The organism is Amycolatopsis sp. TNS106 (assembly GCF_019330265.1).
In the GTDB taxonomy this organism is placed as follows: Bacteria; Actinomycetota; Actinomycetes; order Mycobacteriales; family Pseudonocardiaceae; genus Amycolatopsis; species Amycolatopsis lurida.
Map to the genome: position 1 here is coordinate 4,852,918 of NZ_CP024972.1, position 16,527 is coordinate 4,869,444.

Sequence of the window (16,527 nt, forward strand, 5' to 3'; positions counted from 1 at the left end):
ACGTTGAGTGTCCCTATTTCCACACACCCCCTACTGAACGTCACCGCACCCGGCCCCGGGGTGTCGCGAAAGCCACTTTCGCGACACCCACCACACGCCGCCGGAAACCGAAAAGGGGTCGTGAGCGGCAAGGACGGTTCTAACCGTCCTAACCACTCACGACCCCAAAACGAAAACCGACCCCTAAACGGTGTCGAACTCGGACTCCAATTCCTCGATCTCGTCCTTCCCCAGGTCGACCAGTTCGAAGTCGGCGGCGGGTTTCCGCGCCGCGGGGACCTCGTCCGGTTCCTCGCCCAGCTCGACGAACGACGCGAGCCCCGCCGGCGTCCGGTACTCGAAGACCTCCCGCGCGCCGAAGGTCATCCCCGCACGCCGGGCCCGCGCCGCCAGCTGCATCGAGACGATGGAATCCCCGCCCAGCTCGAAGAAACTGTCGTCCGCACCCACCCGCTCCAGGCCGAGCATCTCGGCGAAGAGTTCGCACAGCAGCCGCTCGATCTCCGTGACCGGTTCCCTCCCGGCGATATGCCCGCTGAAATCGGGTTCCGGCAACGCTTTCCGGTCCACCTTGCCGTTCGCGTTCACCGGCAGCGCGCCCAGCGCCATCACCACCGACGGCACCATGTACTCCGGCAGCAGCCCGGCGATCCGGTCGCGCAGCCGCACCGGGTCCACCCCGGCGCCGGACACGATGTAGCCGATCAGCCGTCCGTCGCGGACCGCCACCACCGCCTGGTCGACGCCCGGCTGGTCCGCCAGCACCGCCTCGACCTCGCCCGGTTCCACGCGATAGCCGCGGATCTTGACCTGCGTGTCCGCGCGCCCGGCGAAGACCAATTCGCCTTCGTCGTTCCAGTACGCCAGGTCCCCCGTCCGGTACATCCGCTCGCCGGACGCGAAAGGATCGGCGACGAACCGTTCGGCCGTCAACGCGGTCCGGCCGAGGTAACCGTGCGCCACCCCGGCGCCCGCGATGTACAGGTCGCCCGCGACGCCCGGCGGCAGCGGCCGCAGGAAGACGTCCAGCACGTACAGCCGCCGTCCCGGATGCGGTTTGCCGATCGGCAGCGTCGAGCCCAGCTCGTCGCCGGGCCGGATCACCTTCCACGACGCGCAGAACGTCGTTTCCGTCGGCCCGTAGGTGTGCAGGACACGCAGGTCCGGGCACGCCTGCCGCACCCGCTCCACCGCGCCGAGCGGCACCACGTCCCCGCCGGTCTGGAAGTAGCGCAGCCCGGCGAAACAGTCCGGTTTCTCCTGCACCAGCGCGCGGAACTGGCCGGCGGTGAAGTTCACCGACGTGAGGCCCGCCGCCGCGTGCGCGGCGAGGGTGTCCGCGTCGATCACGCCCGGACCGGCGAGGATCACCCGCGCGCCCGCCACGAGCGGCACCAAGACCTCGTACAACGCCGGGTCGAAAGTGTGCGGCGCGTGCATCAGCACCGCGTCACCGGGATGCAGGTCCCACACCTGATAGCCCAGCAGCGCCGCGACGCCGCCATGCGAGACAGCAACGCCCTTCGGCGTTCCGGTCGAGCCGGACGTGTACATCACGTACGCCAGGTCGTTCGCCCCGACCGGCACCAGCGAGGCCTCGCCCTCGACCGGATCGTCCACGAGGATCCGCTGATACCCGGACGGCGTCGCGGTCCCGGCGCGGCACACCACCGCGGCCGCCGAGGAATCCTCCAGCATGAACGCGACCCGCTCGGCCGGATAGCCCGGATCGATCGGCACGTAGACCGCGCCGGCCTTCCACACCGCGAGCCAAGCCGCCAGCAGTTCCGCCGACCGCTCGACCACGACCCCGACGCGGTCGCCGCGCCGCACGCCCCGGGCGATCAGGACCGTAGCGAGCTTGCCGGACCATTCGTCGAGTTCCGCGAACGAATACTCCCGGTCCGCGGCCACGATCGCCGTCGCGTGCGGAGTCCGTGCCACCTGACGGCCGAACAGCTCCACCGCCGACGACGCGTCGACGATGTCGTCCGTTTCGTTCCAGCGCTCGACCACCAGCGCACGCCCGGCCTCGCCCAGTACGTCCAGCCTGCCGACCGGCGTTCCCGGTTCCGCGATGATCCGCTCCAGCACCAGGGTGAGCCCGTCCAGCGCCGCCTTGGCGACCGACGCTTCGACGGCGTGATACTGCAATTCGATCTCGAGGCTTTCGCCCGGCATGACACCGAGGGTCATCGCGTACGGCGTCGCCTGGTTGAAATCCCGCAGGGTCAGGCTGAGCTCGGACGGCGAGCCGGTCGCCGGGTCGGCGTAGTTCTCGAACACGACGATCGTGTCGAAGCCCGCTTCGCCCAGCTTCTGGATCTCCGGCAGGCCGAGATGGTGGTGCGCCATCATCTCCGACTGCCGTCCCTGCAGTTCGGTGAGCATGCGCAGCACCGGCTGGCCGGCGTCCAACCGCACCCGGACCGGCACGGTGTTGATGAACAACCCCACGGTCTGCTCCGCGCCGGGCAATTCGGCGGGCCGCCCGGAGACCACCGCGCCGAACACGACGTCCTGACGGCGCGCCAGCCTCGCCAGCACCAGCGACCACGCGCCCTGCACCAGCGTGTTGAACGTCAACCCGTTGCGGCGGGCGAACTCGGCCAGCGCGGAGGTGAACTCCGGCGAATGGCGGACGACCTCGCTCGACGGCAGTCCATGCGCTTTCCCGGGAATCTCCGGAAGCCCGAGCGACGTTCCGTCGGCCCCGTCCAGTTCCGCGCGCCAAGCCGCCTTGGCGGCCTCCTTGTCCTGCTTTCCCAGCCAGGCGAGGTAATTCCCGTAGGAACCGGGGGCACGCGCGACGCCACCCGTCGCGTAGATCTCCAGGAGATCCGCCTCGATGAGCGCCCGCGACCACCCGTCGATGAGGAGGTGGTGGCTCGTGGTCACCAGGCAGTGCTTGTCCGGGCCGAGCCGGATCAGCATCAGCCGCAGCAACGGCGGCCGAGTGAGGTCGAACCGCGTGGAGCGTTCTTTCTCCGCGATCGCGCTCACCTCGGTCAGCGCGTCCTCTTCGGACAGATCGGACAGATCGCGTTCGGCCCACGGAAGCTTGACGTCCCGCGGGATGAGCTGGATCGTCTCGCCGTTCTTCCGCCGCTGGAAGCTCGCCCGGAGCGCCGCGTGCCTGTTCAGGACGATCTCCCAGGACTTCCGGAACCGTTCCGTGTCCAAGGGCCCGTCGATGATCTGCGACTGCTGGATGAGGTGGATGTCGGGCGCCTCGTCGTCCAAGGAGGCGTGGTAGAGCATGCCCGCCTGCATCGGGGAAAGCGGCCAGACCTCGGCCAGTGCCGATCCAGAAGTTGTCGTCGAAGTGTTCACGATGCCCGGCCTTCGCTGAGTTCCGCTGCCAATGCTTCGAAGCTTTCGATCTCGTCCTGGTCCAATTCGAGGAGACCGAAATCGGATGCGGTGTGCCCGCCCGCGGCGGGGTCTTCCGCTTGGGAGGCCAGTCCGGACAACACGGCCAGCAGTTCCTGGACCAGTCGTTCGATTCCGGCTTCGTCGAACACGTCGTCCGACCATTCGAGCAGGATGATCAGTTCCGGCCCGTCCGGCAGATCCTGGACGATCGCGTTGACGTCCAGCGCGTGCGGCAGCCGCATGTCCGCGTCGATCGAGCCGCCGATCTCGCCGACCTGCTGCCACGCCCGCACAGCGCCACTGTCACCGGCGGCGAACCGGCCGAGGTAGTTGAACCCGATGCTCGCCGACGGCAGCGCCGCCAGCAGCGGTTCCGTCTCGGCGTTGAGGTGGCGCAGCAACCCGTACCCGAGCCCGTCGCCGGGCACCGCACGCGACTGTTCCTTGACCGCCTTCAGCAACGTCCCGGCCGCCGCGTCACCGGCGAGCACCCCGTCCAGGTCGATCCCGGAGACGTCGAGCCGCACCGGATGCGTGCTGGTGAACCAGCCCACCGTCCTGGACAGGTCCATTCCCTCGGCCGGATGACGACCGTGGCCTTCGACGTCCACCAGTACCGAGTCCGACGCGCTCCACCGGGCGACCGCCCCCGCGAGCCCGGCCAGCAGGACCTCGTGCACGCCGCAGTGGAACACCACCGGCGCCCGCCCGGCCAGCACCGACGTCTCGGCCGAGGGCACCGTCCACGACCGCGAACGCACCTCGCCTACCGCAGCCTGCTGGTTCCCGGTTCCGACAATCGCCTGCCACGCGGGAAGTTCCGCGACCCGCTCGGCCGAGACGGCCCACTCCTGGAGCAGACCCGCCCACCGGCGGAACGACACCGCCACCGGCTCGAGTTCCGGTTCCCGGCCGGCGGCCGCGGCCTCGCACGCCGCTGGCAGATCCGACGCCAGGACCCGCCACGAAACCCCGTCGACCACGAGATGGTGCGCCACCACGATCAGGCGGCCGACCCGGTCCGCTCCGGCGTCCAACCACACGATTTGGACGACGACACCCGCGGCGGGATCCAGCCGTCCGACGGCCTCTCGCGCCGCGGCGGTCTCGTCCGGCTCGCCTTCGACCTTCACCCGGGTAAAGGTCGCGGGAGCGCCGCGCTCGCCGACCACCAGCCGCCCGTCGACCATCCGCGCCCGCAACATGTCGTGCGTGTCCAGCACCGCCGTCAGCCCGGCGGTCAGCGTCTCTTCCGTCAGATCCGCCGGGGCGCCCAGGACCATCCACTGCGCGAAGCCCGGCGCCGCGACGCCGTCCCCGAACAGCCGCATCACCGGCGTCAGCGCGACTTCACCGATGCCATCGGTGGCCCTGCCCGAATCCTGCCGGGGAGCCGGCGCAGCCAGCTGCGCGAGCCGTTCCGGAGTCCGGTGTTCGAACACCTGCTTCGGGGTCAGCGCGATGCCGTCACGGCGCGCGCGGGACGCGACCTGCATGGACGAGATCGAATCCCCGCCCAGCTCGAAGAAACTGTCCTCGACCCCGACCCGCGCCAGCCCGAGCACCTCGGCGAAGACCTCGCACAGGATCCGCTCGGCCTCGGTCGCGGGTTCCCTGCCGACCGTCTTCGACGAGAAATCCGGTTCGGGCAACGCCTTCCGGTCGATCTTCCCGTGCGCGGTCAGCGGCAGGACATCCAGTGCCATCACCGCCGCGGGCACCATGTACGCGGGCATCCGCTCGGCGAGTTCGGACCGCAGCGCCTCCGGGTCGACGTCGCCCGGCGACACGTAAGCCACCAGACGACCTTCGCGAACGGTCACCGTGGCCTGCGTGACCCGGGGATTGCCGGAGAGCGCGAACTCGATCTCGCGCGGCTCGACCCGGAACCCGCGGATCTTGACCTGGTCGTCGGTCCGGCCGGCCGAGACCAGCTCGTCCTCGTCCGTCCAGTAGGCCAGGTCGCCGGTCCGGTACATGCGCTCGCCGGGGACGAACGGATCCGCGACGAACCGCTCCGACGTCAGCGCCGCACGGCCGAGATAGCCCCGCGCCACCCCGATCCCGGCCAGATACAGCTCGCCGACGACTCCGCGCGGCAACGGACGCAGGAACGCGTCCAGCAGATAACCGCGCACCCCGGCGATCGGCCCACCGAACGGGATCACGTCGCCGCGCGGCGCCAGCGGCATGCTCACCGTCGCGCAGATCGTGGTCTCGGTGGGCCCGTAGGCGTTGAGCATCCGGCGGTCGGCCGAAAGCCGGTCCACCAGCCCCGGCGGGCACAGCTCCCCCGCCGCGGTCACCGTCTCGACCCCGGCGGGGAACACGTCGACGGTGGCCAGCACCGACGGCGGCGCCTTCACGTGCGTGACGTCCCACCGCTCCAGCGTGTCGCTCAGCGAAGCCTGCGGCGGCAGGTCCTCGTCCGGCGGCATCACCAGCGTCGCCCCGGAAAGCAACGCCATCATCACCTCGGACACGATGGTGTCGAAGCCGAGCGCCGCGAACTGCAGGACACGGGACGACGGCGTCACGGCGAGCCGTTCGATATGCGCCATCGCCAGGTTGCCCAGGCCCGAGTACGTGACGATCACGCCCTTCGGGGTTCCCGTCGAGCCCGACGTGTAGATCACGTACGCCGCGTCGCGCATCCCCACCGTCGGCAGAACCGCCTCCGGGGCCGCCGCCAGGTCGAGTTCGTCGAGCACCACGAGCCGGTCCGTGAACTCCTCCGGCACCGCGTCGCGTGTCTTTCCCTGACACACCACCAGCATCGGGTCCGCGCTGCCGAAGATCAGCTTCACCCGCTCGGCCGGGTACGCGGGGTCCACCGGGACGAAAACGCCGCCCGCCAGCGACACCCCGAGCATCCCGATCAGCCACCACGCGGACCGTCCGGCCACCAGCCCGACCCGGCGCTCCCGGTCGACGCCCGCCGCGCGCAGGACGGCGGCGAACCTGGTCGCGCGGTCCCACAGTTCCGCGTAGGTCAGGTCGCCTTCGCCGTCCGTGACCGCCACCGCGTCCGGCCGCTCGGCCGCCATCCGCCCGATCAGCTTCGGCAACGGTTCACCGTCGATCAACGCGGGTGCCCAGCGGGGCAACGGAATCTCACCCATCCCGGTCCGCCCGACGAGTGCGGACGGATCCTCGACGACCGCGCCGAGCGCCCCGGCGAACCAGTCCAGCAGGGAATCCGCGACGGCCTCGTCGATCTGCCCGTGCCAGTAGGCGAGCTGGATCCGGAACTCTTCGCCCGGGATCACCCCGACCGTCACCGGGTAGTGGGTCCCCTCGACCGTGCCCAGATACGAGAACTGGTCGGCGAAGTCCCGCGGGTAGTTCTCGAACACCAGCAGCGTGTCGAACATCGCGCCGGGTCCGGCCGTCTTCTGGATCTCCGTCAGCCCCAGGTGCTGATGCGGCATCAGCTCGACCTGACGCCGCTGAAGGCCGGTGAGCATGTCCACGACGGACTGCCCGCCGTCCAGCGAGACCCGCACCGGGATCGTGTTCATCATCAGTCCCGGCATCGATTCGACACCGGGGAGTTCGGCGGGACGGCAGGCGACCGTGGTGCCGAACACGACGTCGGTCCGCCGCGCGAGCCGCGCCAGCACCAGCGCCCACGCGCCCTGCACCACCGTGTTGAGTGTCAGCCCGTGGTCGCGGGCGAAACCCGTGAGCCGGTCGTACAGCTCCGGCGCGAGCTGGGTGACGCGATAGTCGTAGTCCGTCGCCGTGTCCGACTTGGCGACCAGGGCGGGCACGTCGATGTCCGACAGCTCCGCCTGCCAAGCCGCGCGCGCCGAGTCCTTGTCCTGCCTGTCCAACCAGGCCAGATAGTCGCGGTACGAAGCGGCCGTCCGCTCGGGGAAACCGCCGGAGGTGTACGCCGCCGAGACCTCGTTGAGGATCACCGCCACCGACCAGCCGTCGGTGAGGATGTGGTGGTTGACCACCAGCAACCGATGCCGATCCTCGGCGACCTTGATCAGCACGAGCCGGAACAGCGGCGCCTTGGCGAGATCGAACCGGTCTCGCTGCTCCTCGGCGGACAGTGCCTTGACGGCCCCTTCGATGTCGCCGGCGCCGGACAGGTCGACCTCGCGCCACGGCAGCTCGACGCGTCCGGCGACGGCCTGCACCGCCTTGCCCGACGCGAGCCGGTGGAAGGTCAGCCGGAGTTCGGGGTGCCGGGCGAAGGCCGCGTCCCACACCGACCGCAGCCTGGCCACGTCCAGCGGTCCGGTCAGCTCCACGATCCACTGCGTCTGGTAGATGTCGGGGCCCTGGTCGTCGAGGGTCGTCTGGAAGAGCAGACCCGCCTGGAGCGGCGCCAGCGGCCAGACCTCGACGGCGTCCGGGACCGCGGCCGCCAGCTCCGTCTCGTCTTCCGCGGTCAGCTCGACCAGTGGACCGTCGACGGGCCGATCGGCCGGGGCGATACCCGCCACCGCCGCCAGCCGCGCGGGAGTCCGCTCGCCGAAGATCTGTGAAGGCGTCACCAGCAGACCGGCTTTCGCCGCGCGGGCCGCGACGCGCACCGCGAGGATCGAATCCCCGCCCAGCTCGAAGAAGCCGTCGTCGACGCCCGCCCGGTCGATGCCGAGCACTTCGGCGAATAGTCCACAAAGGACACTCTCGGCCTCGGTGACGGGTTCGCGCCCTTCGGCCTTCGCCGCGAAGTCGGGCGCGGGCAACGCCGCGCGGTCCACCTTGCCGTTGCCGGTCAGCGGCAGCGCCGCCACCGCAAGCACCACGGCCGGGACCAGGTAGCCGGGCAAGACCGCCTGAAGCCGCTCGCGGACGAGCGCGGGTTCCACGTCCGCCACCACGTAACCGATCAGGCGGCCGTCGATCGGCACCACGACGGCCTCGTGGACGTCCGGCTGCGCGGTCATCGCGGCCTCGACCTCGCCGGGTTCGATCCGGAACCCGCGGATCTTCACCTGGTCGTCGACGCGGCCCGCGAAGAGCAGTTCGCCGTCCGGCGTCCATTTCGCGAGGTCACCGGTGCGGTACATCCTTTTGCCCGGCGCGAAGGGATCCGCCACGAACCGCTCCGCCGTCAGCGCGGGCCGGTCGAGGTACCCGTCGGCCAGCCCGGCACCGGACAGGTACAGCTCGCCGACCACGTCCGGGGCGACCGGCCGCAGCGAGTCGTCCAGCACCCAGGCCTGCCGCCCGGCGAGCGGACGGCCGATCGGCAGGACCGCCACCGGATCGTCCTCCGGTTCGAGCACGTGCCACGTGGCGCACAGCGTCGTTTCCGTCGGCCCGTACAGATGCCGGATCCGCGCGCCGGGCGCGGCATGGCGCACCCGGTCCACCGCGTGCGCGGGCACCAGGTCCCCGCCGGTCAGGATCTCGCGCAGCCCCGCGAACGACTCCGGCGCTTCCTCCGCCACCGCGCGGAAACTGCCCGCCGTGAGATGCGCCCGCGTCACCCCGCCCGCGACCGCCTCCCGCAGCCGCCGGGCATCGACCGGCCCCGGCGCGGCGATCACCACCCTGGCGCCCGACACCAGCGGCACCCAGATCTCGCACAGGGACGCGTCGAAGGAATGCGGCGCGTGCATGAGGACCGCGTCGTCGGGTTCCATCGCCCAGCCGGGATCGCCCACCAGTTCCGCGACGCTGGAATGCGGGACGGCGACGCCCTTCGGCTTGCCCGTCGAACCGGACGTGTACATCACATACGCCAGGTCCTCCGGGCTCGCCGGAACGACCGCGACGTCGCCCGCGTCGTCCGTCACGACGATCGACTCGGTCCCTTCCGGGACGTTGTCGCGCGTCCCGGCCGAGCACAGCATCAGGGACGCACCCGAATCCGCGACCATGAACGCCACCCGCAGCGCGGGATACGAGGCGTCCACCGGCACGTACGCCGCGCCCGCCTTCCAGACGGCGAGCAGCGCCACCAGCAGATCGGCCGAGCGGTCCAGCATCACCGCGACCCGGCGGGCGCCCCTGGCGACCAACCGGCCGGACAGCCTGCCCGCGAGCTCGTCGAGCTCCCGGTAGGTCAGGATCCGGTCCCCATCGGCCACGGCCACCGCGCCGGGGGCCCGGCCCACCTGCCTGGCGAAGAGATCGAGCACCGTCGGTGCGGCCTGCGCTGCGGAACTCATCGTCATCCTCCGTAGACCACGGTGTCCAGCGGTTCCGGCTCTTCGTCGAACTCGTCTTCCTCGGGCTCCGGCTTGGGCGCGTTGTTCTCCGGCCTGGCGAACTGCGTGTGGTAGAGCTCCGAATACAGCCCGCCCCGGGCCAGCAACTCGTCGTGCGTCCCGCGTTCACGGACCGTTCCGCCGTCGATCACGAGGATCTGGTCGGCCTCGCGGATCGTGGACAACCGGTGCGCGATCACCAGCGACGTCCGGTCGCGCAGCGCGGTCTTGAGCGCCCGCTGGACGGCGGCCTCCGACTCGGAGTCCAGATGCGCGGTGGCCTCGTCGAGCACGACGACCGTCGGCGCCTTCAGCAGCAAGCGGGCGATGGCCAGGCGCTGCTTCTCCCCACCGGACATGCGGTACCCGCGGTCGCCGGTGACGGTGTCGAACCCGCGGGGCAGCGACTGGATCAGCTCCCAGATCTGCGCCCCCTTGCAGGCTTCGACCAGTTCTTCCTCGGTGGCGGTCGGGCGGGCGTAGAGCAGGTTCTCGCGGATCGTGTCGTGGAAGAGATAGGCGTCCTGGCTGACCACGCCGACCGTGCCGCGGATCGAGTCGAAGGACAGGTCGCGCAGATCGTGCCCGTCGAATCGGACCGCGCCGGCGTTCGGGTCGTACAGCCGGGAAACCAGATGCGTGATGGTGCTCTTCCCCGCCCCGGACGGGCCGACGAGCGCGGTGAGGGTCCCCGAGGGCGCCTCGAAGCTGATGCCGCGCAGGACGTCCGCCGTCTTGTCCCCGTTCTCCCGCTTGGTCCGCAGGTGTTCGAGCGATGCCAGCGAGACCTCGTCCGCGGTGGGATAGCGGAACACCACGTCGTCGAACTCGATCCCCGGCGCCTTGCTCTTCTCGAGTTCCTTGGCGTCCGGGCGTTCCTGGATCAACGGCTTGAGGTCGAGCAGCTCGAAGATCCGCGCGAAGCTCACCACCACGGTCTGCGCGGTCTCCTGCAGCCCGGACAGCTGGGTGATCGGCCCGAACAGCCGCCCCAGCAGGGTGGCGATGGCGATGAGCGTCCCGAGCTGGAACGCCCCCTCGATCACGAGCCCGCCGCCGACGCCGTAGACGACCGCCGTGGCGACCGAGGCCATCAGCGCCATCATGACGAAGGACATCCGGGCCCAGATGGAGATGCTCACGCCGATGTTGCGGATCTTCCCGGCGCGCTTGCGGTAGTCGGCCATCTCCTCGTCCGGGCGGCCGAAGAGCTTGGAGAGCATCGCGCCCTGGACGTTGAACCGTTCGTGGAGGAGCCCGCCGAGCCCGGCGTTCGTCTCCATCAGCGTTCCGGTGCGCCGCTGGATGATCCGCCCCACCCAGATCCAGGGGAGGACGAACAGCGGGACCAGCACCAGCGTGACCACGGCGACCAGCCAGGACAGGTAGAACAGCTCGACCAGCACGAGCAGGACGGTGACCACACTGGTGGCCGCCATCAGCAGATGACCGAACGCCTGCTGCGCCATGATGAGTTCGGTGTGCAGCCTGCCGACCAGCACCCCGGTCTGGGTGCGGGTGAAGAACGCGATCGGCAGCCGCCGGACGTGATCGAGCGCCTGCACCCGGAGGTCGTAGGTGACCCCCTCGCCGATCTTCGCGGAGACGTAGGCGGACAACAGCGACAGCAGCGCGCCCGCCACGGCGAGACCGGCCGTCAGGACCGCCATCAGGATGACGACCCCGAAGTCGTTCTTGAGGATGCCGCCGTCGATGAGCTCCTTCATCAGCAAGGGAGTCGCGACGACGACGAACGCCTCCATCGCGGCGATGAGAACGAAGATCGCCACCTTGCCGACGTGAGGACGGAAATACGCGAGGACTCTGCGCACCGTCCCCGGACGGACCCGGTTCGACCAGGGATCGGGGTCGTCATCGCTCTTGGGCGACGCCCCGAAGCGCAACATTACTTCCATTTGGGCATCCCTCTCACGCACGAAGTCGGCAAGCTCAATCGTGCTGAATCGTGTCGATGTCCACGAGTGGTCCCCGGCGAACATCTCCGTCTGTCAGTCCACAAAGGACCATTTTGGCGTCGAACGCCACTCGCGCCTGGTCGCCGAGCACGCGGGGCGCACGTTCTGGCCGGATCACCCGTGCGCCGGGCCGTAACTCGCGTGCTTGGAGGCGTAACTCGCGTGTCTCCAGCCGGAACACACGGCGCTACCCCGGCCCCACCGAGTTACGCCTCTGATCACGCGAGTTACGCCTCCGATCACGTGAGTTACGCCTCCAAGCACGTGAGTTCCGCCTTCAAGCCACAGTCGTCCCCTACGGGCCCATGGCCGGACCGGCGGGAATCCGGCCGTGGCCGTCCACCCCGCGCCGCAGCAGATCCGTCACGTCGTCCAGGTCACCCGCCCGCAGCGCCGAGGCCGCCGCGGCCAGATCGGCCGCGATCCGGTCGAGCACCGCCGCCACCGGAACCGCGTTCCCGGCGAGGATCTTCCGCCACAGCAGAGGATTTCCGGCCGCGATACGAGTGACGTCGCGCAACCCCTGCCCGGCGAGGCGCAAGGCGACGTCCTCGCCGTCCTCCAGGCTCGCCGCCACCGCCGAAGCGGCCACGTGCGGAGCGTGCGACACCAGCGCCACCGCCGAGTCGTGCTCGACCGCGCCGACGGTGACGGCCTCGGCCCCGCACAGCGACACCAGTTCGCGAGTCAGCCGTAGTGCCTCGGCCCCGGTTTCGACGCCGGGACACAGCGCCCACGGGCGGCCCGCGAACAGGCCGGCGCGCGCCGCGGCCGGGCCGGATCGCTCCCGCCCCGCGAGCGGATGCCCTGGTACGTAAGAGATCAGGTCGCAGCCGAGCCGTTCCGCGTCGGCGATCGGACCGGCCTTGACGCTGGCGACGTCGGTGTACGCCCGTGCCGCGCCCTGTTTCTGGAGCGCGGCCAGCCGCTCCCCCACCAGATGCGGCGGGACGGCGATCACCGCCAGATCCACGTCCTCGCCGGTCCATGCACGGCCGGCGCCGAGTTCCCGCGCCACCCGTACGGCGTCTTCGTCGATGTCGGTGAGATGAACGGTGACACCCTTTTCCCGCAGGGACAACGCGGCCGACGTGCCGATCAGGCCGGTGCCGACGACAAGCGCCTTCTCGATGGTCACAGCTACTTCTTAGGCCGCTCTCCCGGCGATGTCGAGCCGCGGGGCATGGGCACCGCGGGAGAGTTACGAGGGGGACTTCTCCGCATATGACACGGAAAAGTCCCCTTCGTACCTACCCGATCACCGTGCGGCCAGATCGGTCGCCCTGCTCTCCAGGTGATCCGCGAACCCCGCCCAGACCCGGGCGTGATCCCTGGCGAATCCGGCGACCACGCCGTACAGATGCGGCGGGACACCGTGCAGGATCCGTTCCCATTCCTGCCCGTCCATCGAGTGCATGGCGAGCATGCGCAACAGGATCCGCCCGACCTCGCTCAGCCGCAGCGCCGGGTCGGCCTTGAGCCGCTCCAGCACGGTGAGCCGTTCCCGGTCCAGCGAGTGACCGAGGTCGGTTTCCGTCAGGCTCAACGGATCCGGCTTCGCGCGCAGCCGCCTGCTCCCGTCCGGGGTCGGGCTTTCGCCACGCTCCAGCCTGCCGCGCACGTCCCGGACCGTCTCCGGGGAGATGCCGACCTGCTTGGCGACCTGACGCAGGGAAAGGCCGGGATCGTTGCGGATCAGATCGGCGGCGAGCTTCCGCCGCTCCGAGCTGTCGACGGGCCGGATCCGCCCGTCCCGCCCGATCCTGGCGCCGTTCCCGCCTTCGCCGCCACGCCTGCGCAGGTCCGCCACGGTTCCCGCGGAAATGCCGGTCGCCGAAGCCACCCGCCGGTCGGACCACTGCGGATGCGTCCCGATGATCTGGACGGCCGCCCGTTTCCGGTCCGCCAGTGAAAGCGGCAGACCGTGCCGGATGTTCGCTTCCACCGCGAGCACGAAGGCGTCGGATTCGGCGCCGTCGATGAACCTCGCGGCGATTTTCGTATCGCCTCGTACTCGTGCCGCCTTCAGCCGGTGCAGGCCATCGACCACCTGCATCGTCGGTCGGTGAACGAGAATGGGCGGTAGCTCCCACTCCGCCGACAACAGTGTCTCGACATGCTCTGGATCCTCGCCCGAAGTCCGTGGCGAACAAGCAGTGGACAGTCTCGACAGCTCGATTTCGACGACAGGGAGAGCGGACAAGTCAACTCTCGTCGGATCCACCTAGCCCCCATTGAATCTGTTGATTCAGCAACTTTCAGACACGGCACGGAAACCCCACCGTCCAACTGCTTGGCTTCGGTGGTTGGACACCATGAACCCGTCCGACGCCAGCCTCGGCCGTAGGGCGGGATGTCCTCGACGGTGAGGAACCCTCAAGCGCCACAGGCAGAACCGCATGCGGCGGCCCGCCTCGACGGTCTCCCAGCTGACCGTTGGCGCGTATTCCGACGAACTACCGAAGCTGAACGGCATCCTCCCATCGCCCCGACGGCGATCTGCGGGACGAACGCTCGACGGCTCCGGCCCGGCAGGACCGACACTTGGTCAGCCTGACGGGACCGACACCCGCTTCGGCGCGAGGTCCCGGACATGTCCGATTCTATGACTCCGTACCTGCTCGGTTCAGAGGATCGGCGAGTGAAGTCTTTGGTTTGGCTCGTGGTCGCGAGTCACCGACGCACCCCCTCTGTCCCCAGCAAAGCGTGCACACCATGTCAGCCCCAGCTGATGCGCACCTGTGCAGCATGGCATGAACAATCCATGTCGGCAATTGACGAACAGTGTGATTTTCGTAGTGAACGAGGCGCTCAAGATCAATATCCGGAACTCCGCATGCACTATTGACTCGTTTGGCGAACATAAGTAAAGGGCGCGCGTACATGCTTGTTCCCGGTTGTCCGGTTAGCCTGTTCGCACGTTCCGTTAGGCCGTTCGCGCGGCTCGACATCTACTCGAATGATCACGGCACCGGCGGTTCATGTTCCGTTCTTCGACACTTGTTCACACGAACGGCCGAGCCCGCGTCCCACGGTCCGGGCGAAAACTCACCCTTGCGGGGATCACCCATGAGCAAAGCGAAGGGTGGCAGGCTAGGAGCCGGCCCCGGTTCATCCCGCCGTCATGGTCGACGGCACCGCCCACCGATCCCCGGAAGGAGGTTTCGTGCGTACAGGACAACAAAGGGACAGCGTTCGACCTCCCCCGAGGAGCACCCGAGCCGCCCGGACATTCATGGGATGAAATGGTGTTCGCGGCAATTCGGCGCCGCGTAAGCCTTCACGAACCCCGAAACGCGTGAAGGCCCCCTTCCCTCGGCTGAGCCGAGGGAAGGGGGCCTTCACGCGCGACACCTAAGCGATGGGGAAATCGAAATAAGTGTCCGGGTAGGGCTCGTCCTTCAGGTTGTAGTGCCACCACTCGCACTCGTACGACTTGAAGCCCGACCCCTCCATGACCGCGCACAGGTGCGCGCGGTTCTTCGCGGCCTCTTCCGTGACGCCCGCCGCCCCGTGGTGCGAGACGACGTCCATCAGGTCGTGGTCGCCACCCATGTCGGCGAGTTCGCCGGTGTCCAGGTGGTAGAGCGTCAGGTCCACGGTGCTGCCGCGGCTGTGGCCCGATTTGGTGGCCACGTAGCCTTTTTCGAACATCTGAGGCCGGTCGATGTTCGGGTAGTGCCTGGCCTTCTTCCGGCCGTCTTCTGGCTCTTCCGCCCAGCGCATGAAGCGGTCCACGGCGCGCTGCGGGCGGTACCCGTCCCACAGGAGCAGCCCGAAGCCGAGCTCCTCGGCCTTGTCCCGCGCCTTCTCCAGCGCCGCGCAGAACGCCCGCGTACCGACGATCCGGTTCACCAGGTACCCGTCCACCGGCTTGCCGGTGAAGTTGTCCCACGTGGCGTACTTGGCGTCCCAGCGAATCCCGGAGACGACCTCGTCTACGAAGACGAAATCATCCTTCATTCGTCACGGCCCGCCAGCGTCAGGTTCACCAGCCGGTCGATCAGGTCGCCGAGCGAGAGGCCGGCGGCGGCCATCATGCGCGGGTAACGGCTGTACGAGGTCAGGCCGGGCAGGGTGTTGACCTCGTTGAGCACCACGCTGCCGTCCTCCTTGAGGAACAGGTCGACGCGCGCGAGCCCGCGGCAGCCGAGGGCACGGTAGATGACCTTGGCCGTCTTCTGGACGAGGTCACGCGACTCGTCCGGGATGTCGGCGGGAACGATGAAGCTGGAGTTCTCGGAGCCGGTCTCGGGGCTCTTCTCCTGGTGGATCTTGAAGAAGCCGTGGGTCAGCGCGACCCGGTCGACCTCTCCCGCGAACAGGTCCTCGTCGTTGCCGAGGATCGAGCAGCCGATCTCGCTGCCGATGACGGCCTCTTCGATCAGGACCTTCGCGTCGTACTGGCGCGCCTCCGCCAGCGCGGCGGGCAGTTCTTCCTTCGCGGAGACCTTGCTGACGCCGAACGAAGAGCCGGAGCGGGCGGGCTTCACGAAGACCGGGTAGTTCAGCTGGTCCGGGTCGACGTCGCTGTCCGGCGTGACGATGTAGAAGGTCGGCGTCGCGATCCCCGCGCCGCGGACGACGGAATAGGTGAGGGCCTTGTCGATGCACATGACCGAGCTCGGGAGGTCGCAGCCGACGTAGGGGATGCCGGAGATCTCCAGCAGGCCCTGCATCGCGCCGTCTTCGCCGAACTTGCCGTGCAGCACCGGCAGCACCACGTCGAGGGCGATCGTCTCGTACTTGCCCTCGTCCAGGACGAGCAGACCGTGCACCCCGCGGTCCGGCGACAGCACGGCCGGGCGGACGTTCCCGCTCTCCCAATCCTCGGCGGGGCCGTCGCAGAGCATCCAGGAACCGCTCCGGGTGATCCCGATGTAGTACGGCTCGTACTTCTCGAGGTCGAGGTTCTTCTGGACCTCGCGCGCAGATTTGATGGAGATAGGATGTTCTTCGGAAAGCCCGCCGAACAGAATTCCGATTTTCAGCCTACCCAT

At 69.1% G+C, this 16,527-nt stretch carries 7 protein-coding genes; all 7 read right to left on the reverse strand.

Annotated elements, in window-relative coordinates:
* Positions 1-183: 183 nt before the first annotated feature.
* On the reverse strand, positions 184-3,333 hold the full coding sequence (locus tag CVV72_RS41765; protein ID WP_255632204.1) for an amino acid adenylation domain-containing protein: 3,150 nt from the start codon (positions 3,331-3,333) through the stop codon (positions 184-186).
* Entirely contained in the window at positions 3,330-9,512 is a 6,183-nt protein-coding gene (locus CVV72_RS21730; protein ID WP_255632205.1) for a non-ribosomal peptide synthetase, read from the reverse strand. The genes CVV72_RS41765 and CVV72_RS21730 overlap by 4 nt, the downstream gene beginning before the upstream one ends.
* A gap of 2 nt (positions 9,513-9,514) precedes the next feature.
* Positions 9,515-11,467 carry an ABC transporter ATP-binding protein gene (locus tag CVV72_RS21735; protein ID WP_219145554.1) on the reverse strand — a complete coding sequence of 651 codons (1,953 nt, stop codon included), beginning with the start codon at positions 11,465-11,467 and terminating at the stop codon, positions 9,515-9,517.
* A 355-nt stretch (positions 11,468-11,822) separates the two neighbouring features.
* Entirely contained in the window at positions 11,823-12,665 is an 843-nt protein-coding gene (locus CVV72_RS21740) for a prephenate dehydrogenase (protein WP_219145555.1), read from the reverse strand.
* Between the two features lie 120 nt (positions 12,666-12,785).
* A complete protein-coding gene (locus CVV72_RS21745) occupies positions 12,786-13,583 on the reverse strand; it encodes a helix-turn-helix domain-containing protein (RefSeq protein ID WP_370641808.1) in 798 nt (265 codons plus the stop codon).
* 1,298 nt (positions 13,584-14,881) lie between these two features.
* Positions 14,882-15,490 (reverse strand): D-Ala-D-Ala dipeptidase VanX, encoded by a 609-nt coding sequence (vanX, locus tag CVV72_RS21750; protein WP_219145557.1) that lies wholly within the window; start codon positions 15,488-15,490, stop codon positions 14,882-14,884.
* Positions 15,487-16,527, reverse strand: a complete 1,041-nt coding sequence (vanA-Ao2, locus tag CVV72_RS21755) for a D-alanine--(R)-lactate ligase VanA-Ao2 (RefSeq protein WP_219145558.1) — start codon at positions 16,525-16,527, stop codon at positions 15,487-15,489. Before vanA-Ao2 ends, vanX begins: the two co-directional genes overlap by 4 nt.

Coding starts and splice junctions, on each gene's coding strand:
- CVV72_RS21730 (WP_255632205.1), bottom strand. CDS start 9,512: ATGAGTTCCGCAGCGCAGGCCGCACCGACGGTGCTCGATCTCTTCGCC.
- CVV72_RS21735 (WP_219145554.1), bottom strand. CDS start 11,467: ATGGAAGTAATGTTGCGCTTCGGGGCGTCGCCCAAGAGCGATGACGAC.
- CVV72_RS21745 (WP_370641808.1), bottom strand. CDS start 13,583: ATGCAGGTGGTCGATGGCCTGCACCGGCTGAAGGCGGCACGAGTACGA.
- vanX (WP_219145557.1), bottom strand. CDS start 15,490: ATGAAGGATGATTTCGTCTTCGTAGACGAGGTCGTCTCCGGGATTCGC.
- vanA-Ao2 (WP_219145558.1), bottom strand. CDS start 16,527: ATGGGTAGGCTGAAAATCGGAATTCTGTTCGGCGGGCTTTCCGAAGAA.